This is a genomic window from Streptomyces sp. NPDC006140, from assembly GCF_040628815.1.
Classification (GTDB): Bacteria; Actinomycetota; Actinomycetes; order Streptomycetales; family Streptomycetaceae; genus Streptomyces.
In genome coordinates this window covers 63,360-83,086 of record NZ_JBEXTS010000019.1, presented here as the reverse complement: position 1 = coordinate 83,086, position 19,727 = coordinate 63,360, and the positions used below count along the sequence as shown (strand labels likewise).

16 protein-coding genes are annotated in these 19,727 nt (G+C 66.9%); 12 read left to right on the top strand and 4 right to left on the bottom strand.

What is annotated here, in order from left to right; all coding sequences use genetic code 11:
* Window positions 1-67 precede the first annotated feature (67 nt).
* On the top strand, window positions 68-1,156 hold the full coding sequence (ychF, locus tag ABZ386_RS35675; protein ID WP_114255058.1) for a redox-regulated ATPase YchF: 1,089 nt from the start codon (window positions 68-70) through the stop codon (window positions 1,154-1,156).
* Between the two features lie 688 nt (window positions 1,157-1,844).
* Here ychF and ABZ386_RS35670 read toward each other — a convergent pair.
* Window positions 1,845-2,195, bottom strand: a complete 351-nt coding sequence (locus tag ABZ386_RS35670) for a helix-turn-helix transcriptional regulator (protein ID WP_356505375.1) — start codon at window positions 2,193-2,195, stop codon at window positions 1,845-1,847.
* Between the two features lie 627 nt (window positions 2,196-2,822).
* Between ABZ386_RS35670 and ABZ386_RS35665 the strand changes: the two genes are divergently transcribed.
* The 3 genes from ABZ386_RS35665 to mtnA are packed head-to-tail and all read left to right on the top strand — an operon-like array spanning window position 2,823 to window position 5,555.
* On the top strand, window positions 2,823-3,200 hold the full coding sequence (locus ABZ386_RS35665) for a DUF5372 family protein (RefSeq protein WP_358967734.1): 378 nt from the start codon (window positions 2,823-2,825) through the stop codon (window positions 3,198-3,200).
* Window positions 3,197-4,480: an MFS transporter gene (locus ABZ386_RS35660; RefSeq protein WP_358967731.1), complete on the top strand. Its 1,284-nt coding sequence runs from the start codon at window positions 3,197-3,199 to the stop codon at window positions 4,478-4,480. The genes ABZ386_RS35665 and ABZ386_RS35660 overlap by 4 nt, the downstream gene beginning before the upstream one ends.
* 43 nt (window positions 4,481-4,523) lie before the next feature.
* Complete coding sequence (gene mtnA, locus ABZ386_RS35655; protein ID WP_358967730.1) at window positions 4,524-5,555, top strand: S-methyl-5-thioribose-1-phosphate isomerase; 1,032 nt, start codon at window positions 4,524-4,526, stop codon at window positions 5,553-5,555.
* A gap of 60 nt (window positions 5,556-5,615) precedes the next feature.
* On the opposite strand, the gene mtnB is transcribed toward mtnA, so the two are convergent.
* The 3 genes from mtnB to ABZ386_RS35640 are packed head-to-tail and all read right to left on the bottom strand — an operon-like array spanning window position 5,616 to window position 7,542.
* Window positions 5,616-6,230, bottom strand: coding sequence for a methylthioribulose 1-phosphate dehydratase (mtnB, locus tag ABZ386_RS35650; protein WP_351345345.1), 615 nt, complete (start codon window positions 6,228-6,230; stop codon window positions 5,616-5,618).
* Window positions 6,227-6,952, bottom strand: a complete 726-nt coding sequence (gene mtnC, locus ABZ386_RS35645; RefSeq protein WP_358967727.1) for an acireductone synthase — start codon at window positions 6,950-6,952, stop codon at window positions 6,227-6,229. Before mtnC ends, mtnB begins: the two co-directional genes overlap by 4 nt.
* Window positions 6,949-7,542, bottom strand: a complete 594-nt coding sequence (locus ABZ386_RS35640; RefSeq protein ID WP_351345339.1) for a cupin — start codon at window positions 7,540-7,542, stop codon at window positions 6,949-6,951. The genes mtnC and ABZ386_RS35640 overlap by 4 nt, the downstream gene beginning before the upstream one ends.
* 329 nt (window positions 7,543-7,871) lie before the next feature.
* On the opposite strand from ABZ386_RS35640, the gene ABZ386_RS35635 reads away from it, so the two are divergent.
* The 8 genes from ABZ386_RS35635 to ABZ386_RS35600 are packed head-to-tail and all read left to right on the top strand — an operon-like array spanning window position 7,872 to window position 19,712.
* Window positions 7,872-9,665, top strand: coding sequence for a non-ribosomal peptide synthetase (locus ABZ386_RS35635; RefSeq protein ID WP_351345336.1), 1,794 nt, complete (start codon window positions 7,872-7,874; stop codon window positions 9,663-9,665).
* A gap of 5 nt (window positions 9,666-9,670) precedes the next feature.
* Window positions 9,671-13,237: an SDR family NAD(P)-dependent oxidoreductase gene (locus ABZ386_RS35630; protein ID WP_356668850.1), complete on the top strand. Its 3,567-nt coding sequence runs from the start codon at window positions 9,671-9,673 to the stop codon at window positions 13,235-13,237.
* A gap of 60 nt (window positions 13,238-13,297) precedes the next feature.
* Entirely contained in the window at window positions 13,298-14,497 is a 1,200-nt protein-coding gene (locus ABZ386_RS35625) for an aminotransferase class V-fold PLP-dependent enzyme (protein ID WP_351345330.1), read from the top strand.
* On the top strand, window positions 14,494-15,267 hold the full coding sequence (locus tag ABZ386_RS35620) for an alpha/beta fold hydrolase (protein ID WP_351345327.1): 774 nt from the start codon (window positions 14,494-14,496) through the stop codon (window positions 15,265-15,267). Before ABZ386_RS35625 ends, ABZ386_RS35620 begins: the two co-directional genes overlap by 4 nt.
* A gap of 2 nt (window positions 15,268-15,269) precedes the next feature.
* On the top strand, window positions 15,270-16,415 hold the full coding sequence (locus ABZ386_RS35615; RefSeq protein ID WP_355714368.1) for a GNAT family N-acetyltransferase: 1,146 nt from the start codon (window positions 15,270-15,272) through the stop codon (window positions 16,413-16,415).
* A gap of 38 nt (window positions 16,416-16,453) precedes the next feature.
* On the top strand, window positions 16,454-17,647 hold the full coding sequence (gene metK, locus ABZ386_RS35610) for a methionine adenosyltransferase (RefSeq protein WP_351345321.1): 1,194 nt from the start codon (window positions 16,454-16,456) through the stop codon (window positions 17,645-17,647).
* Between the two features lie 50 nt (window positions 17,648-17,697).
* A complete protein-coding gene (locus ABZ386_RS35605; RefSeq protein WP_351345318.1) occupies window positions 17,698-18,513 on the top strand; it encodes an S-methyl-5'-thioadenosine phosphorylase in 816 nt (271 codons plus the stop codon).
* 11 nt (window positions 18,514-18,524) lie between these two features.
* Window positions 18,525-19,712 (top strand): pyridoxal phosphate-dependent aminotransferase, encoded by a 1,188-nt coding sequence (locus tag ABZ386_RS35600; protein ID WP_351345556.1) that lies wholly within the window; start codon window positions 18,525-18,527, stop codon window positions 19,710-19,712.
* Window positions 19,713-19,727 lie beyond the last annotated feature (15 nt).

Genomic DNA, 19,727 nt, shown 5'->3' with positions numbered 1-19,727 from the left:
GCCGTAGACTGGTGGATCGGCCGGTCTCCTGGCCTCCTGGCCCTCTCCACTCACGGGAAGTCGCAACGTGTCGCTCACGATCGGAATCGTCGGTCTGCCGAATGTCGGCAAGTCGACCCTGTTCAACGCCCTGACCAAGAACGACGTGCTGGCGGCCAACTACCCGTTCGCCACGATCGAGCCCAACGTGGGTGTGGTCGGCGTCCCCGACCCCCGCCTGACGAAGCTGGCGGAGATCTTCTCCTCCCAGCGGGTCCTCCCGGCCACGGTCGACTTCGTCGACATCGCCGGCATCGTGCGCGGCGCGTCCGAGGGCGAGGGCCTGGGCAACAAGTTCCTCGCGAACATCCGCGAGTCCGACGCGATCTGCCAGGTCATCCGTGCCTTCAAGGACGAGAACGTCGTGCACGTCGACGGCAAGGTCTCGCCCAAGGACGACATCGAGACGATCAACACCGAGCTGATCCTCGCGGACCTGCAGACGATCGAGAAGGTCCTGCCGCGCCTCCAGAAGGAGTCGCGGATCAAGAAGGACATCGCGCCGAAGGTGAAGGCCGTCGAGGAGGCCAAGGAGATCCTGGAGAAGGGCGACACGCTCTTCGCGCACGGCATCGTCCAGGGCAGCGAGCGCGCGGAACTCCTCCACGACCTGCACCTGCTGACGACGAAGCCCTTCCTCTACGTCTTCAACGTCGACGAGGACGAGCTGACCGACGAGGACTTCAAGAACGAGCAGCGCGCCCTGGTCGCCCCCGCCGAGGCGATCTTCCTCAACGCCAAGCTGGAGGCGGACCTCGCCGAACTCGACGAGGACGAGGCCCTCGAACTCCTCCAGTCCGTCGGCCAGGAGGAGCCCGGCCTCGCCACCCTCGCCCACGTCGGCTTCCGCACGCTCGGCCTGCAGACCTACCTGACGGCCGGCCCCAAGGAATCCCGCGCCTGGACCATCAAGAAGGGCGCCACGGCCCCCGAGGCGGCCGGCGTCATCCACACGGACTTCCAGAAGGGCTTCATCAAGGCGGAGGTCATCTCCTTCGACGACCTGGTGGAGACGGGTTCGGTGGCGGAGGCCCGCGCGAAGGGCAAGGCCCGCATGGAGGGCAAGGACTATGTGATGCAGGACGGGGATGTGGTGGAGTTCCGCTTCAACGTCTAGCCGATGACGTGACACCACTTCGCTGATCTAGCAAACGTGCAGGTCAAATGGGGTCTGACTCTCCGGGGTCAGGCCCCTGGATTTTTGCCGTGCTGGATTCGTGCTGGATGCCGGTGGATTGCGCGGGTACCAGGGGCTTGCGTGCCGTTCGGCGAGGGGGGCGGCCCAGGGACTGGTTGTCGCGGCCACCATCAACCGGTACGCGGCCCTACACGACCTGCTGCGCGAGGAGCCCTCTTTCGAGTCCGCCCACCGGGCCGGACCGACGCCGTCTCCGAGGAGGAGGGCAGCCTCTTCACCACCGCCTACCTCGCCCGACCCGGCGCGAGCGGACACCTGCTGACGGCGGGGAGCTGGCTGTCTGACCGGCGGTCTCCGCGCACGTCCCCCGCAAGGAGCCATGGCTGCGGAGCTCAAGCCTCTGCTGCGGCGCACCGCACCGGGCCTGGCCGCGACCCGTGCCACTCGCCGCCGTGGCCGCCCCCGGCGGCATTGTGAGCGCGCACTTTGATGTACGTGAATTGGAGTTGTTCCTCACTGAGGTTCCGCGACCCAACTCACGGAGTCAGCGAGCGAAAGGTGAGACAGGTTCCGTCGTATTACTCGCAGGAAAACCCGCAGTCTCAGGGCTTGCGAAACCCGGCGCAGCCGCGGAGCAGAGGACATTGCGGGCGAACCGCGGGATCAATCAGCGGCCAAACCTCGATGGTAAATCGAGTGACAGCAGCGGACATGCGGTTACGCGTTCGTGATGATAGGCGTACGAAACGAGGCCGGCCTGGAGTCGGGACTCCACTTCCAGTTTTGCGAGTATGTGAGCGACATGCGCTTTCACTGTCCGTTCCGTCACCTGCAACCTGGCCGAAATGACGCGATTGGAGCAGCCCGCGCCCAAGAGGCGAAAGACGTCCATTTCTCGGGCAGATAGCAGGTCCACTCGACCGACCTGCGCCCGCCAGTCAGATATGCTACTGCAAGGATCTTTCTCGTCGCACGCGGTTGCACTACTCCACTGAGACACGTCTCGGCCCCCTCGCATTGACAACCGGATTATGGAGTTTGATGTGCTGCGCGGTGAGGGACTCGATGGTTGTCGACCGAGCCGCGCCAGTTCACACTACCCATGGGAGCGCCACTTAGCCGAGTATTTGCAGTATCCGATGCGCTTTCTCTCAGGGTGAGAAGCCATTAAATTCTCGCCTGGTGAGAAGATTCGAGTTTCTCGTCGAGTGAGAAACGTGTATGGGGTGAATTCGGTCTTGACATGTTCACCGGTCGCCTTGTTAGGGTGGGCTTTGGCCTGAACCGGGTTTTTCTCTGACGGTTGACGGGGGTGTGCGGTGTCATTTTTCGCAAGTGCGCGTATTTCCGTCCCGTCCCTGGCGATGATCACCGCCAGGGACGAAGGCCGTGTGGTGCCGATCAGTGGGGGCCGTTTCCCCGGGCCACGCTCCATCGGCCATCGATCCGTGCCCCCTCTGGGATGCATCGGCCTCCCCGCACCGGAGCCGGCTACTCAGATCTTGCGCTGTTGGCCGCATGCCGCTGCCCCGATCTCGGACGGGGTGCCCGGCCCGTTCAAGGAATTCCGATGGAAGAGTCCCCTATGTGAGGGGTTTCGCCAGCTGTCGGCTCGGCGAGCGCTCTGCCGGATTCTCGTACACGAGTGGACCTCTGGGGTCAGGAGGTCGCCGTCGACGCTGCAATGACCGATGCCACCCCGGCCAATCAGCCGGGAAAGGTGATCACCGTCACGCATCCGCTGCATCCGCTGAGGGGAAGGCAGTTGAGAGTGCGGGCCATTCACCGTCGGAGTGGGGAGGATGCTCTCATCTGTGACACCGGGGGCGACAGATTTGTGACAGTGCTGCGGTCCTGGACAGACTGCGAGCCCGATCGTGAATCAAACCGCATGGGATTCCAGATCTCCTCGACCGCGCTCGGCCACCTACAGGTGTCGCTCACAGAGATGCTCAGTCGTCTCTGCTTCGGAATGATCGTCGCGGAGGACCAGCGCGTTTACGGCATGGAGCTCATGGAATGAAGATAATTCCTGCCGCGCTCCTCAAGAGCTGTGGGAAGTTATTGCTGGGCGTGGAGTGGGAACCCACGCTCGGGCGTGCCGCTGTTGTGCATCTGCTCAGCGGTGCCTCGTTCTCCACTTTCTGGAGCTACGTCGGCGTCTGGGCCATCGAGTCGTTGGACGCTACCGCAACACAGGTGGGTCTCATCTTCCTTCTGAGCGCGGTGCTCACGCCACCAGCCGCCTGGGTCGGTGGCCATATTTCTGACCACCTGGGCCGCAGACGCATCCTTGTCGGCAGCACGGGGGCTCAGTCTGCGCTCATCCTCTCGCTCGGGCTCGTGGGCCAGCACGTGATGTGGGGCATCGCCCTGGTCGTCCTCGCCGGTGTCGTATGGGCGCCCGGTCGCTCTGCCGTCAACGCCCTGGTCGCGGACCTGGTCCCGGCCGAAAGCCGGGACCAGGCATATGCGAGCCTGCGCACGGCCAACAACCTGGGTGTGGTGGTGGGGCCGCCCCTGGCCTCCCTCCTCCTGCTGCTGGGGGGCTGGGCCGCCTTCTTGATCGGGATCGCGGTACTCGGCGCACTGACCTGTTGGCTCGCGGTGATCCTGCTCCCCGACCGCGGCCAAACCAGCAAGGAGAGCACGGGATTCGGGCAGACTGTGCGGGTGGTCGGGGCGGACCGGCCGTTCATGCTGTTTCTGCTCGCGACGCTCCTCGGGTTCATGGTGTACATGTCGTTCGAGACCGTGCTGCCCGTGATCGCGGTCGACTCATTCGGGTTGGCACCGCCGACTTGGGGGCTGCTGTACGCGGTCAATCCTGTCCTGGTGCTACTGCTCCAAGTACGCCTGACCCGGTGGACGAAGTCCTGGCCTTCGGCACTGACGCTCAGCGTGGGGGTGCTCCTTATGGGGCCGCCCTTCCTGCTGCTGATGGCCACCTCTGACTTGGTGGCGGTGACGCTCGTGGTGATCGTCTTCGCTTTCGGCGAGATGTTGTGGGTGCCCACGATGCAGGCCGTGATCGCCAGGATGGCACCCCCGCACATGCACGGCGCATATATGGGTGGCTACACGAGCAGCCAGCTGCTTGCCTGGATGATCGCGCCACTCACCGGTTTGCAACTACACGAGAACTTCGGCGACCAGGCCATCTGGATCTTCTTCGCAGCCCTTTCGGCAGTCAGCGTGACTGCCAGTCTCATTGCCGTGCGTGGGGTGCGTCGCCGCCAGGGCACGGGCATGCCGCATCCGGCGACGGTGCTGCCAAACGAGCCGTCAGACCGCAAGGCGTGACGGAAAGCGCCGACAAACCTGTGGATCCTAGGAGGCTACGCGCATGAAGCACGAGTTGCACGCCGTCGAGTGGACGGGATCCGCGCTCTTGCTCATCGACCAGACCGCTCTGCCGCAAGCCTTCGAGCGACTTGAGATCCGTGACGTGGACGCCCTGGTTGACGCCATCGCGCGACTGGCAGTGCGCGGGGCACCCGCTATCGGCGCGGCCGGCGCGTACGGTGTGGCCATTGCACTGCTGCAGTCGGGCCGTGAGGGATGGACCGGCGATGAACTGGCCGCCGCCGTGGCACGCATTCGTGCGGCTCGTCCGACCGCGATCAATCTGGCAGTGTGCGTGGACCGGGTTGCGCCGCTGATCGGGCAGGGCCTGGACGCCGTACTGAACGAGGCCCATGCGGTGGTGCGCGAGGACCTTGAAGCCAACTACGTCATGGCCCGGGCCGGCGCCGATTGGCTGCTCAAGAGGGTGGCGGCCGACCGCCCGCTGCGGGTCCTGACCCACTGCAACACCGGAGCGCTGGCTACCGCGGGCTGGGGCACCGCCCTAGGGGTGGTCAGGGAACTGCACCGCCGGGGGCTCTTGGAGATGGTGTACGTCGACGAGACCCGCCCCCTTCTCCAGGGAGCCAGGCTGACTGCCTGGGAACTGGCGCACGAGGGCATACCGCACCGCGTCCAGGTGGACGGGGCGGCGGCCTCGGTCATCGTGAGCGGATCGGTCGACGCAGCCGTCGTGGGCGCGGACCGCATCACGATGAACGGCGACACCGCGAACAAGATAGGCACCCTGGGCATCGCGCTGGCCTGTGACTACGCAGACATTCCCTTCATGGTGGCGGCGCCCACCACCACACTGGACGTCGCCGCGGTCACCGGGGAGTCGATCCATATCGAGATGCGAGACGAGGCCGAGGTACTCGGCTACGGCGGACTGTGCAGCGTCGGGCAGGGCACACGGGGACACAACCCCGCCTTCGATGTCACTCCCGGCCGATTGGTCTCCGCGCTGGTGTCCGAGCGGGGTGTCCTGGAGGTGGCATCCGGCGAACTGCCCGGAGAGCGGTGGCAGTGAAGCCCGGCCCCGCTGCTCCCCGTGCGAACGAGGGAACAGCGGGGGTGAGGCTCGGCGCATTCAGCCCGCGGCGAGCTCCAGCTCCAGCAGCCACTCGATGACCTCGGTGTGGCGACGTGCCTCGCTGGGATCGGCGCCCCACGTGTACAGGCCGTGCCCGGCGACGACCACCCCTGGCATACGGGGGTCGTACGCCGACTCCAGCCGGTCGCCCAGCACCCCCATGTCCTGACTGTTGTCGATCACCGGCAGCACGACTTCCTCATTGTGCGCGGGCAGACCGAGACCCTTGAGCATTTCGAGGTCCTTGAGGACGATGCCCTTCGGGTGGCGACGGCCCATCGCTACCGAGGCGATGGTGTGTACGTGGACGACGGCGCCGGCTCCGGTGAGCCGGACCACTCGTGCGTGCAGTGCGGCTTCCGCCGAGGGCTTCGCAGCGGACGCCACGACGGCCTCGCCGGATTCGTCCACGAGCACCACATCAGCGGTGGTGAGCTCCCCCTTGTCCAGACCGCTCGCGGTGACCACAAGCTGCAGCGGGGACCGGCCGATCACCATCGAGAGGTTGCCCGACGTACCGCGCATCCAGCCGAAGGACGCGAATCGCGCGGCCTCGTCGGCCAGGACCGAGCCGGCCCGAGCGATATCTGTAGCTGACATGATTTCCGTCATGACTGCCTCTCCGCGGTGACGATCTCGATGTCGGCGAAGGAACCGACTGCGGCGTGCGATCCGGCTCCCTGTCCGCTGTACGGCTCTCCCGGCCGGGAGAGACCGGCGGTCAGCCATCCCGCTTCCCGGGCCGCGTCCAGCTCGGCGGGCCGGTCGGACAGAAAGAGAGTCCGCTCGGGCGGCACACCGGACGCCTTGGTGATCGCGCGATAGGAATCCGCGGCTGTCTTCGGGCCAGCGTTCTCGGTGTCGAAAAACGCGTTGATAAGCGCTCGCAGGTCACCCTCTGGAGTGTGACCGAACCAGGCGCGCTGGGCGGCCACGGAGCCCGAGGAGTACACGTAGAGCCGTACACCGTCCTGGTGCCAGCGGCGCAGGACGGGCACCACATCCTCGTAGAAATGCGCCACGATATCGCCCCGGGCGAATCCCTCGGCCCAGATGATGCCTTGGAGGGTTTTGAGGGGTGTCACTTTACGGTCCTCGTTCAGCCAGGAGTTGAGGACGCGTTCGACGCGCTCGGCGTCGGCATCCGGCTCCCCGACCAGCTCGCGTACCTGGTCGACCGCCCGCTTCACTGCTGCCTCGTCGCCGCGCCTGTCGAGCACGTCGGCGAAACGCTGACGGGAGTACGGATAGAGGACGTCGACCACGAATCCGGTTGCGCTTGTGGTGCCTTCGATGTCCAGGACTACGCTGTCCGCTCGGAATCGAAGCGTCACGCCGAACTCCGCTGGTACCCGGCATGGATGGAGTCGAAGTCGGGGAATCGCGTGGCGATGTCGCTGCCGGTGAAACTTCCGATCCAGCCGTCTTCTTCATGGAAGAAACGAATTGCGGTGAACGAGGGCCGCGTCCCCATGTCGAACCAGTGGGCAGTGCCCCTGGGCACACCGAGAAGATCCCCCTTCTCGCAGTACACCGCGTGCACCATGCCGTCCACATGGAGGTAGAAGATGCCGGCTCCGGAGACGAAGAAGCGGACCTCGTCGTCGTCTTCGTGAGTGTGCTCGGAGAGGAACTTCTCGCGGGCGGCCCTGGCCCGCTCGGACCAGTCGGGCTCATCACTGGGATGCAGGGAGACCACGTCAACCGTGGTGAAGCCTTCCTCGGCGTTGAGTTTCGTAATCTCCTCGCGGTAGGTGTCCAGGACGGTTTTCGCGTCCGCGCCGGGCGGCAGGCCATCGCGTACCGGCCACAGTTCATAACGGACTCCCAGAGGAGCCAGTGCGCCAGCGATCTCCTCGGGGTCGGACGTGCGGCGGACAACGGTCCGTGGATCGGAATCCGGCCACGAAGTCAGTAGCGTCATGGGCCCTCCAGGGATTGAGTTCGGGACAACCCGGCGCCGGGCCAGCATAGTTCCCGTGCAGGATCGTATGGCAACCTTTGGCCAACGGGTAGGCCGAAACCGATTCTTCTCATCCAGCGAGAAAGAGAATCGGCTTTCTCGCTGGATGAGAAAGCAGTGAAATACCGTCGGTCGTCGCTTCGCCGGCCTTCGCGTTCTGACCTGCGGAGATGCCCCGAAATATCCATGTTGACAATCCGGGGTTCGGTTCGTTTCACTCTGAAGTGATCGGCGGGAAACGCGAGTCCAGAGCGGCTGTGTGTAAACTACCCAAGGCTGAAGGTATTCTGATGACCGAGCAGAGGCGGCCGATTCCCCGTCAAGGAATGGCCAGTCAGTGCCTGCACGAGCAATTCGGCGCGCAGGTACGCGACCGCGGGGACGCCATCGCCGTCGTCCATGCTGAACAATCCGTCAGCTATCGTGAGTTGTACGACCGTGCGCTGACCCTCGCCGCCCGTCTGCGCGCGGAGGGCGTCGGCCCCGATACCGTCGTGGGCCTCTATGCCGAGCGGTCGATCGAGATGCTGGTGGGAATGCTCGGCATCCTCGAAGCGGGCGGTGCGTATCTACCGCTGCGGGTCGACGACCCGGTGGAGCGCATCGCCTTCATTCTCCGTGACTCGGGCGCCGGAATCGTGGTGACGTCCGCTGCCACCGACGGGCGTCTGGAGGACTTCGAAGGCGTACGGATCCGCGCGAACGGCCCACATCCCGAGGCAGTCGCCACCAGCACCGGACCGCGGGCGGGCGAAGAGAACCTCGCTTATGTCATCTATACCTCGGGGACCACCGGGGCCCCGAAGGGCGTGGCCGTCCCGCACCGCGCGGCGGCCCGCATCGTACGGAGCGGTGTGTACGGCGACTTCGACGAGCACCAGACGTTCCTGCAGGCTTGCCCGCTGTCCTTCGACGCCTCCGTCTTCGAGATCTGGGGCGCGCTCGCCAATGGCGGACGGCTCGTTCTGTTGCCCCAGCAGCGCTCGTCCGCCGAGGCCGTCATGGACGCGGTGCGAAGCCATGGCGTGACGACCTGCTGGCTGACCCCCACCCTGTTCAACCAGATGGTGGATGACGGTCTGCTGAAGGACAGTGGGCTGCGCCAGGTAGTGGTGGGCGGCGAAGTGCTGTCCACACCCCACCTCGCCGCGGCGATGAAGACCACGGATATCCGCTTCTCGAACGGCTATGGCCCGACCGAGGCAGGCGTCTTCACCTGCTGCAAGATTTTCGAGGAATCGGACCTGGCCTTCTCGCCGCCGCCCGTCGGTCCGCCGCTGCCCGGCACGAAGGTATGGATTCTGGACGAGCAGCTGCAGCCGGTGGCGGACGGCGAGCTGGGGGAGCTGTACATCGGAGGGGACGCGCTGGCCCGCGAGTACCACCGGCGTCCGGACCTCACGGAGAAGGCCTTTCTCCCCGATCCGTTCGGCGAGAGTTCCGACGGCCGGATCTACCGCTCGGGCGATCTCGCGCGCATGCTGCCCGGAGGACTCCTACAAGTCGTCGGCCGTGTCGACAGCCAGGTGAAGATCCGCGGCAATCGTGTGGAACTCACCGAGGTCGAATCGGTTCTGCTCGATGAGCCCACGGTCCGTCAGGTGACCGTCGTCGACCGGGAGAAAGACGGCGAGCGCGTGCTGGCCGCCTACATCGTCCCCTCGGATGGCCCTCCGCCGACCGTTACCGAGCTGCGCGGACGACTGGCCACCCGCCTGCCGGATTACATGATCCCGTCCGAGTTCTACCGCCTCGAACGACTGCCGCTGACCAGGCATGGCAAGACGGACCGCACGGCCCTCCGCGACGGGGTGGACGCCACCCGGCTGGAACTCGGCGTCGCCTACCGACCGGCCGCCACCGAACTGGAGGAACTGATCGTACGGATCTGGAGCGACATCCTCGGCGCCGCCCGGGTGGGCATGGACGACAGCTATTTCGATCTGGGCGGCACATCACTCTCGATCAAGCAGGCACAGCTGCGAATCCAGCAAGAGACCGGCATCACCTTGCCGGCCACCGCGCTCTACGAGTATCCGACGATCCGTCAACTTGCCCAGGCCATCGCACGTTCCGAGGTGTAGCGACAGTGAACCGGAAACCGACACACGACCGTCGCCCCGACATCGCCGTCATCGGTATGGCGGCCAGTCTGCCCGGCGCGGGCGACCTGGAAGAATTCTGGGCCAATATCCGCGAGGGCAAGGAGTCCATTACCCACGGTTCACCACGCGTGGTGGAGGACCCGGCCTCCGGCCAACGCTGGGTCCACGCCAGGGGGGTGCTCGACGACGTCAAGCGATTCGACGCCGAGTTCTTCGGCATACCCAGGCGCGAGGCGGAAGTCCTCGACCCCCAGCACCGGCGCCTGCTGGAGATCGCGTGGAACGCGATGGAGGATGCCGGCTACGACCCGTACCGGGTACGCGAAGACGTCGCCGTCTACACGTCGGCCGGCCCCAACACGTATTACGGGGGACGGGACTTCGGTGCTCGTTCCGCCGCCGAGCGCATGCTCATCCAACTGTCCAACGGCCCCGACACTCTGCCCACACGCGTTTCCTACAAGCTCGGGCTCACCGGTGAGAGCGTGAATGTGCAGTCCGCCTGCTCATCGGCCGCCGTCGCCGTCCACCTGGCCTGTGAAGCCCTCAGAGACGGCAGAACGGACATGGCACTGGTCGGTGCGGTGAGCATCAGCGCGTCTGGGAGCCTGGCGTACGAGCACCAGGACGGGTTCATTCTCTCCGCGGACGGAAGCACCCGCGCCTACGACAGCGGCGCGAGCGGCTATGTCGAAAGTGACGGCGTCGGCGCGTTCGTCCTGCGCAGGCTGGACGACGCCCTCGCCCGCAACGACAACATCCACGCGGTGATCAAGGGAAGTGCCGCCAACAACGACGGCCGCGCCAAGGCCGGATTCTCCGCCCCCAGCGTGGAGGGCCAAGCCCGCGTCATTCGCGCCGCTCTCGAAGCCTCCGGAGTGTCGGCCGAGTCCATCGGCATGGTAGAGGGGCACGGCACCGGCACCCAGGTGGGTGACCCGATCGAGGTCCGCGGGCTGACCCGTGCCTACCAGTCGTTCACCCGGAAGACCGGGTACTGCGTACTCGGGTCGGTGAAGGCGAACATCGGACATCTGTGTTTCGCTTCCGGTGTCGCGGGACTCCTCAAGGCCATCCTGTGCCTCAAACACGGCGAACTGCCGCCCATGGCCGTTCTCAAGGAGATCAATCCAGAGATCGATTTCTCGGCCACGCCGTTCTATATCAACCGCGAACTGAAGCTGTGGCCGGACGAGCCCCGCCGGGCCGGTGTCAGCTCCTTCGGCATGGGCGGCACCAATGTCCACTTCATCCTCGAACAGGCGCCAGAGGTACCGGAGGTGCCGACAGCGACGGGCGCCGACTCCGATACCGCGCTGCCCGTCGTGCTCTCCGGCCGTACCGAACAAGCGCTGCGCGCGGTGAAGCAGCGGCTGCACGCGTTCCTCGGCGCCCATCCCGACGTGAACCTGGCCGACCTCGCGTACACGCTCGCGACCGGTCGCCGTCCCTTGGATCTCCGCTGGGCCGCCGCCGTCGACTCCACCGAAGAACTCCGCCGTGCGCTGGAGGGCACGGCCGACACGCCCGTGTTCGACTCGGCCGGCCAGGGTGGCAGCGAGGCCGAAGCCGCCCTCGGACAGGATGACTCCCAAGGATCTCCTGCCGCCGTGCTTGCCCGTGAGTGGGCGGGCGGCAAGGACATCGAGTGGGCTGAGTACTTCGGCGATGCTGGGCGGCGGCGGATCTCGCTGCCGCTGTATCCCTGGCAGGGCGAGCAGCTCTGGGTGGAGGCCGCCCCGTGCGAGGACCCGGCGAAGGACGGCGTGCTCCTGGAGGCGGAGCATCAGGCTCCGGTCGACGAATGGCTCTACCGGCCGACCTGGGAACGTACGTCCTTGCCCCGGCCGTACCACATCGGTGATCTCTCCGGAACGGACGGCGCGTGCCTGGTACTCGGCGGCGACGGGGAGCTGACCCGCTCGCTGGCCGAGGAGTTCACCAAGGCCGGCCTGACGACCGTGCGGGTGGTGACGGGTGAGCGGTTCGAGGCGCGAGGGGACCGGCTGGCGGCGGTCCGGCCGGGGAACGCGGACGACATGGCGAGCCTGGTCGAGTGGGCCACCGCAGAGGCCGGGCCCATCCGCAAGGTGGTGCACCTCTGGTCCTGTGAAGAGGCAGCGGACCAGGACAGCGGCATACGGCTGGGCACGCTCAGCATGCTGCATCTGGTGCAGGCCCTGACTGCGGCCCGGCAGAGCTCCGATCTGTGGATCGTGACCGAGAATGCCCAGAGTGCGCAGGACAACAACCGGACACTGCGCCTGGAGGCATCCGCGTTGCTCGGACTGGCCCGGGTGATTCCGCAGGAGCATCCCGAACTGCGCTGCCACTGTGTCGACTTCGCGCAGGGAACCGGCCACTTGGACGTGGTGCCCCGCCTACTCGCGGAGATGGCCTCCCCGCCCGACGAACTGGAAGTCGTCTACCGAGGTGCCGACCGGCTCGCCCTGACGGTCGAACCCGTGCCGGCGAAGCAAGGGACACCGGTAGCCCCGCGGCCGGGCGGCGTGTATCTCATCACGGGAGGCCTGGGCCGCATCGGTCTGACGATCGCGGAGCACCTGGCCAGGGCCGCCCCGGTCCGACTCGCACTGATCTCGCGCCGGGCATCCGCGGACGCCGCCGAGGTCCAGCGGCTGACAACGCTCGGGGCCGAAGTGCTGGTCTTGGCCGCGGATGTCGCCGATGAATCCGGCATGCGCCGGGCCGTTGCGGAGATCCACGCGCGCTGGGGCGCCATCAACGGCGTTGTGCACTCGGCCGGTATCGAGGAGAGCCGCAACTTCTCCTTCATTTCGGAAACCACGACGGAGCGGGCCCTCGAGGCGCTGCGGCCCAAGGTGCCGGGAATCGCGGTTCTCGATGCGGTCACCCGCGCCGAGCCCCTGGACTTCTGTCTGGTCTGCTCCAGCCTTGACACGCTGCTCGGTGGCATCGCTTTCGGAATCTACTCGACGGCGAACCGCTATCTCGACAGCTATGCCCACTGGCGCCGCGCGCACGGCGCGCCCTGGGTGAGCGTCGACTGGGACTCGTGGCGCTTCGGTGAGGAAGGCGCTGCCCGTATCGGAGCCGCCGCGGCGCGCACCGCGATCCGGCCGGAACAGGCGGGCGACATCCTGAGCAGCGTTCTCGCCGCACAGGAGCCGCAGTGTGTGGTCTCCACCGTGCCGCTGACGGAGCGCATCGAGCGTATCCGCCGCTCCTTCAGCCGACGGCAGGAGGAGGACAGGGCCCGGGCCGGCGGGCGGGGCGAGCACACGCGCGAATCGGTGGGCGAGACCGTACGCACGGCCGTCGGCGAGATCACCGACACGTCCGGGCTCAGGGACACCGACGAACTGCTGGCGGTCGGCTGCGACTCGCTGGCCCTGCTCGAAGTGGTGGTCCGGCTGGAGAGCGCCTTGCAGCTGAAGCTGCCGGTCGCCGACCTGTGGGGCTGTACCACGATCGGAGACCTCGCCGAGGTCTGCTGGGGCATCACCAGTGCGCAGCGGTCGGGGGACGGCGACGCCGCCGAGGAGGCTCTGCGGTACCTCGCCGGCTAGTGCTCGGCATCCGACAAAAGACAAGCGTTTGTAACAGGACGCTGGGCGAATAGGGTCCCGATGGAATTCGATCTCGTAAAGGCTCGTGCTGATACGCCGGGCGTGGCTCATGTAGTGCATTTAAACAATGCGGGTGCGAGTCTCACACCGCGGGTGGTGACCGAGGCGATGACCCAGCACCTGGAGATGGAAAGCAAAATCGGCGCGTACGAGGCCGCCGAACGGTCTCAGCACACCATCGATCACGCATACGATGCGATCGCGACGCTGATCAACGCCGAACGCCAGGAAATCGCCATTCTCGACAGCGCGACCCGGGCGTGGGGCATGGCCGTGGCCAGCATTCAGCTCAAGGCGGGCGACCGCATTCTGGCCTCGCCGGTCGAATACGGCAGTAACCACATCCTGATGGTGCACCTCGCCGAACGCCTCGGGGTCTCAGTGGAGTTCTTACCGGTCGACGCGAACGGGCTGGTGGACGTCGCGGAACTGGAGAACCGGCTCGACGACCGCGTCAAGCTCATCGCGATGGCGCACGTCCCGATGCACGACGGGCTCGTCAACCCGGTGGCCGAGATCGGCGCGCTGGCCCGCAGGTCCGGTGCCCTGTTCCTGGTGGACGCGTGCCAGTCGGCCGGGCACCTGCCGGTGGATGTCCAGCGCATCGGGTGCGATCTACTGGTCGGCTGCGGACGCAAGTTCCTGCGCGGACCGCGCGGCACCGGCTTCCTGTACGTCCGTCAGGCGATCGCGAACCGGCTCACCCCGGCCGTGTTCGGTCTCGACGGAGTGCGATGGAACTCCGGCACCTATCATCTCGCCCCCGGTGCCACGCGGTTCGAGACGTGGGAGGTCAACGCCGCCGCCAGGATCGGCCTCGGTGTGGCGGTCGACTACGCACTCCAGTGGGGGGTGGACCGCACGTGGCAGCGCATCCAACACCTCGCGGCCAATCTCCGCGAGCGCCTCGCCGAGGTGCCAGGGGTACGGATGGAGGACCGGGGGGTGGAGCAGTGCGGCAATGTCGCCGTCACCTTCCGGGACCTCGACCCCTTCCACGTCAGGTCCGAGCTGCTGCGGTGCGGCATCAACACCTGGGTGTGTCTGGACAACGCCGCATGCCACGACATGCAGCTCAGGGGACTGTCCAAACTGCTCCGGATCTCAGTGCACTACTACAACACGGAGGACGAGGTGCGACGCCTCTGCTCGGCGCTCGAAGTGCTGACCGCCGGTAGGACGACGGGGGTGTTCGCATGAGCGCCGCCTCGTGGATCAAACGCCCGCGTCCGCGACCCGATGCTCGCGCCCGGCTGTTCTGCGTGCCGCATGCGGGCGCAGGGCCGTCGTACTTCGCTCGCTGGGTGGCGGAGGCTCCACCGGACATCGAGGTCTGCCTGGTGCATCTCCCGGGCCGGGAAGCCCGGCTGTCCGAACTGCCGCTGGACGATCTGACGGCGATCGCCGGACGGGTGGCGGAGGAGGCCGGACCGCTGCTCGACCTGCCGTTCGCGTTCCTGGGCCACAGCATGGGTGCGGTCATCGCCTACGAGGCCGTGTACCGGCTTCCGGCCGAGCCGCGACGCCTGTTCGCCTCCGCGTCCCCGCCGCCGCATCGCCTGATCGAAGAGCCGGCCATCTCCCACCTGCCGGACGCCGACTTCCTGGCGGAGGTACGCCGCGCGTACGAGGGCATTCCGGACGCCATCTGGAACGACGCACAGATGATGCGAGTCATGCTGCCGTCGATGCGGGCGGACTTCGCCGCGTACGAGACCTACACATGGACCGAACGGCCGCCGCTGAACTGCCCGATCACCGCCCTGGGCGGTTCGGACGACGCTCTGGTGCCGGCCGACTCGATCGCACGGTGGGCCGAACTCACCAGCGGCGACTGTGAGACCCGCATCTTCGACGGCGGACACTTCTATCTGACGGCCGAGCGGGATGTGGTACAGCGACTGGTAGCAGCGGCGCTGAGGCCCACGCCGGAAGCCCGGCAGGCGCTGAGTACCGGCATGGAGAGGTGACTATGACCGTGTGGACGGCGGACAGCGTAACGGAGGCGCGTCGGCTCGGTTGGGACACCGTCCTTCCCCCTGACGATCTGTTCCGCTCCCCGGGCTGGCTCTCCCTCGAAGGCGAACAGACCAACATCGAACCCCGCTATTACCTCGCCGGGGACGAAACCGGTGAGGCCGAGGCGGCCATGTCCTGCTACCCCCTCGACGCCACGTCCGAGCCCTGGCCCTTCATGCGTGTCGACCGCACCATACGGATGCTGGCGGACCGTTACGGCCTGGACGTGGGGCGGCAGGCGGACGCCGCGCTCGACGCACTGCTGCCCACCTACCTCTGCGGCGGCCGCCGCGTCCCCAACACCGCGGTGCTCACTGCCCCTGAGCTCGGCCAGGAACAGCGTCGGCGACGGCTGGACGAACTCGTCGGCGCCGCGGAGGACGACGCCCTCGCCCATGGTGTCGCGAGCGTTTCCTTCCTCTTCGTGCGTGAGTCCGACCACGATCTGCGTGACGTTCTGAAGCAGGGCGGCTATGTCGAATTCCCGACAGCCCGCTACTCGACCCTGCACCTTGACGGAACTGACTTCAAGACCTACCTGGAGTCGCTGCCGAGCGATCGCCGGCGCAAGGTCCGTTACGAACGGCGCCAGCTGGAGGCGGCCGAAGTCCGCTTCGCCGACGAGCCGTTGTCACCGGGGATCACAAAGGAACTCGTGCCGCTCCTGCTCCAGCACGGCCACAAATACGGGCACACGTACACGCCGGAAGCGATGGCCCGCAACCTTGCGCTGCACGCCAAGCACTGTGGCCCCGACGCGCGTGTCATCACCGCCCGTTCGGCCGACGGTGTGGTGCGCGGCTTCTCCCTCGTCGTACGCCGGGGCTCGCGCCTGTACATCAGGCAGACCGGATATGACTACGAGTGGCAGGGCAAGCTTCCCGTCTACTTCGCCCTGTGCTTCTACGAACCGATCGAGTACGCGAACCGGATCGGGGCGACGGTGCTCGACTATGCGGTCGAGTCCGAAAAGACCAAGCGCTCCCGCGGCTGTGTGCTGGAGCAGCGTTTCGGTTATCTCAAGGCGTTCGACGAAAGCACGCACGCCGCGGCCGGCCGTCTCGTGGAACTTATCCGCCAGGCACAGCAGAGTCAGTGATCCGACAACCCGTCCACGCGACGTGCTGGGAGCGACCGATGTCCCGCCGCCTGTTCACCTCGGAGTCCGTGACCGAGGGCCACCCCGACAAGATCGCAGACCAGATCAGCGACACGATTCTTGACGCGCTTCTGCGCGAGGACCCCACGTCCCGGGTCGCCGTCGAGACGCTGATCACCACCGGACTGGTGCATGTGGCCGGCGAGGTCACCACCAAGGCGAACGTGGACATCCCTGCCCTGGTCCGCGCCAGGATCATGGACATCGGGTACGACTCATCCTCGAAGGGCTTCGACGGTGCGTCCTGCGGTGTGTCGTTGTCCATCGGCACCCAGTCGCCCGATATCGCGCTCGGCGTGGACACCGTGCACAAGGACGGCAACGAGTTGGACCGGCAGGGCGCCGGCGACCAGGGCCTGATGTTCGGCTACGCCAGCGACGAGACGCCGACGCTGATGCCGCTGCCGATCCACCTCGCGCACTGCCTGTCGCGCCGTCTGGCCGACGTCCGCAAGAACGGGACCATCCCTTACCTGCGCCCCGACGGCAAGACTCAGGTCACCATCGAGTACGACGGCGACATGGCCGTCCGCCTGGACACCATCGTGGTCTCCTCCCAGCACGCGTCCGACATCGACCTGGACTCTCTCCTCGCCCCCGATGTCCGCGAGTTCGTGGTGGAGCCCGAGCTGAAGGCCCTGCTGGACGACGGTATCAAGCTGGACACCGAGGGCTACCGGCTGCTGGTCAACCCCACCGGCCGGTTCGAGGTCGGCGGCCCGATGGGCGACGCGGGCCTGACCGGCCGCAAGGTCATCATCGACACGTACGGCGGCGTGGCCCGTCACGGCGGCGGTGCGTTCTCCGGCAAGGACCCGTCCAAGGTGGACCGCTCCGCCGCATACGCCATGCGCTGGGTCGCCAAGAACGTCGTGGCCGCGGGCCTGGCCGCCCGCTGCGAGGTCCAGGTCGCCTACGCCATCGGCAAGGCCGATCCGGTCGGCCTGTTCGTGGAGACCTTCGGCACCGCCACCGTCGACGTTGAGAAGGTCGAGCACGCCATCGGCGAGGTCTTCGACCTCCGCCCGGCCGCGATCATCCGCGATCTCGACCTGCTGCGCCCCATCTACGCCGAGACGGCCGCCTACGGCCACTTCGGCCGGGAGCTGGAGAACTTCACATGGGAGCGCACCGACCGGGTGGACGCACTCCGCAAGGCCGCGGGCGCGTAACCGTAGGACATGCCGGTACATCAGCACGGCAGAGAGGAAGCACCACAGCCATGACCGAGGCGACACGTCCCACGGCATCCATCGGTGTCATCGGAGGGAGCGGCTTTTACAAACTGCTCGCCGACGCGGAGGAGTTCACCCTCAGCACTCCCTATGGCGCACCCTCCGACACCATCGCGATCGGCACGGTCGCCGGCCGCACAGTGGCCTTCCTGCCACGCCACGGACGGCATCACGAGTACCCGCCGCACAAGATCAACTACCGGGCGAACATCTGGGCGCTGCGCTCACTCGGCGTCCGCCAGGTGCTCGCGCCCTGCGCCGTGGGTTCGCTGCGGCCGGAGCTCGGCCCCGGCTCCTTGGTCGTGCCGGACCAGCTGGTGGACCGCACCAGCGGGCGGGCGCAGACCTTCTTCGACCAGGGCGCGCTGCATGTGCCGTTCGCCGATCCGTACTGCCAGGAAGGGCGCGCCAGTGTGCTGAAGGCCGCCGCGGCGGTCGGCGTCGAGCCGAACGACGGCGGTACGACGGTCGTCGTGGAGGGCCCCCGCTTCTCCACCCGTGCCGAATCGCAGTGGTTCGCCGCATGTGGCTGGGCGCTGGTCAACATGACCGGTCACCCCGAGGCCGTGCTCGCCCGGGAACTGGCACTGTGCTACACATCGATAGCCCTCGTCACCGATCTCGACGCCGGGATCGACGCGGACGAGAGCGTCACGCAGGAGGACGTCTTCAAGGTGTTCGCGGAGAACACCGAGCGGATGCGCAACGTGGTCCTGGAGACCATCAGGCATCTGCCGGAGCGCCGTACCTGCCGGTGCTCCGCGGCTCTTGCCGGTATGGATCTGCCCTTCGAACTGCCGTGACCGCCCGGACGATGGCCCACGGGGCGGGGCGGCCGTTCCTGAACCGTCGGCTGGCCGAGTTCGGAACGACCGTCTTCGCCGAGATGACCGAGCTGGCCGTGCGTACCGGGTCGATCAACCTGGGTCAGGGTTTTCCCGATACGGATGGGCCCGTGGAGATCCGGGAGGCCGCGGTCCGCGCGCTGCGGGAGGGCCGGGGCAACCAGTACCCGCCGGGCCCCGGCATCCCCGAGTTGCGCACCGCGGTGGCGGATCACCAGCGGGTCCGCTACGGCCTGGAATACGATCCCGAAACGGAGGTGCTGGTCACCGCTGGTGCCACCGAGGCCATTGCCGCGTCGCTGATGGCGCTGCTGGAGCCCGGCGACGAGGTCATCGCGCTGGAGCCTTACTACGACTCTTACGCCGCGTGCATCGCCATGGCGGGTGCCACCCGAGTCCCGGTCACCCTGCGCCCGCACGACGGTGCCTACAGGCTCGATGTCGACGAGCTTCGTGACGCTGTCACCGCCCGGACCCGCCTCATCCTCCTCAACACCCCGCACAACCCCACGGGCACCGTGCTGACCCGCACCGAACTCGCCGCCGTCGCTGACCTCGCCCTCGACCGGGACCTGCTTGTCGTCACCGACGAGGTCTACGAACACCTGGTCTACGACGGCAGTGAGCACATCCCGCTGGCCACCCTCCCCGGCATGCGCGAACGCACGGTCTCCATCGGCTCGGCGGGCAAGACGTTCTCCTTCACCGGCTGGAAGGTCGGCTGGGTGACCGCCTCGCCCGCTCTCACCGCCGCGGTACGCAGCGCAAAGCAGTTCCTCACGTACGTCTCGGCCGGCCCCTTCCAGCATGCCGTCGCGGAGGCCCTTCGTCTGCCTCCCTCGTACTTCGACGCCCTGCGTGAAGACCTGTGCGCCAAACGCGATCTGCTTGGTTCGGGCCTCCAGGCCGCCGGCTTCGAGGTCTACCGCCCGGCCGGCACCTACTTCGTCACCGCCGACATCCGCCGCCTGGGCGAGACCGACGGCTACCGGTTCTGCCGTGATCTCCCCGGACGCTGTGGAGTTGTCGCCATCCCCAATGCCGTCTTCTACGACCACCGTGAAGAAGGCGCCTCCTTCGTCCGGTTCGCCTTCTGCAAGCAGCGATCCGTCCTCGAAGAAGCCGTCCGGCGCCTGAAGAACCTCGCCGTCGCGTGAGGGAGGGAGCGGGCC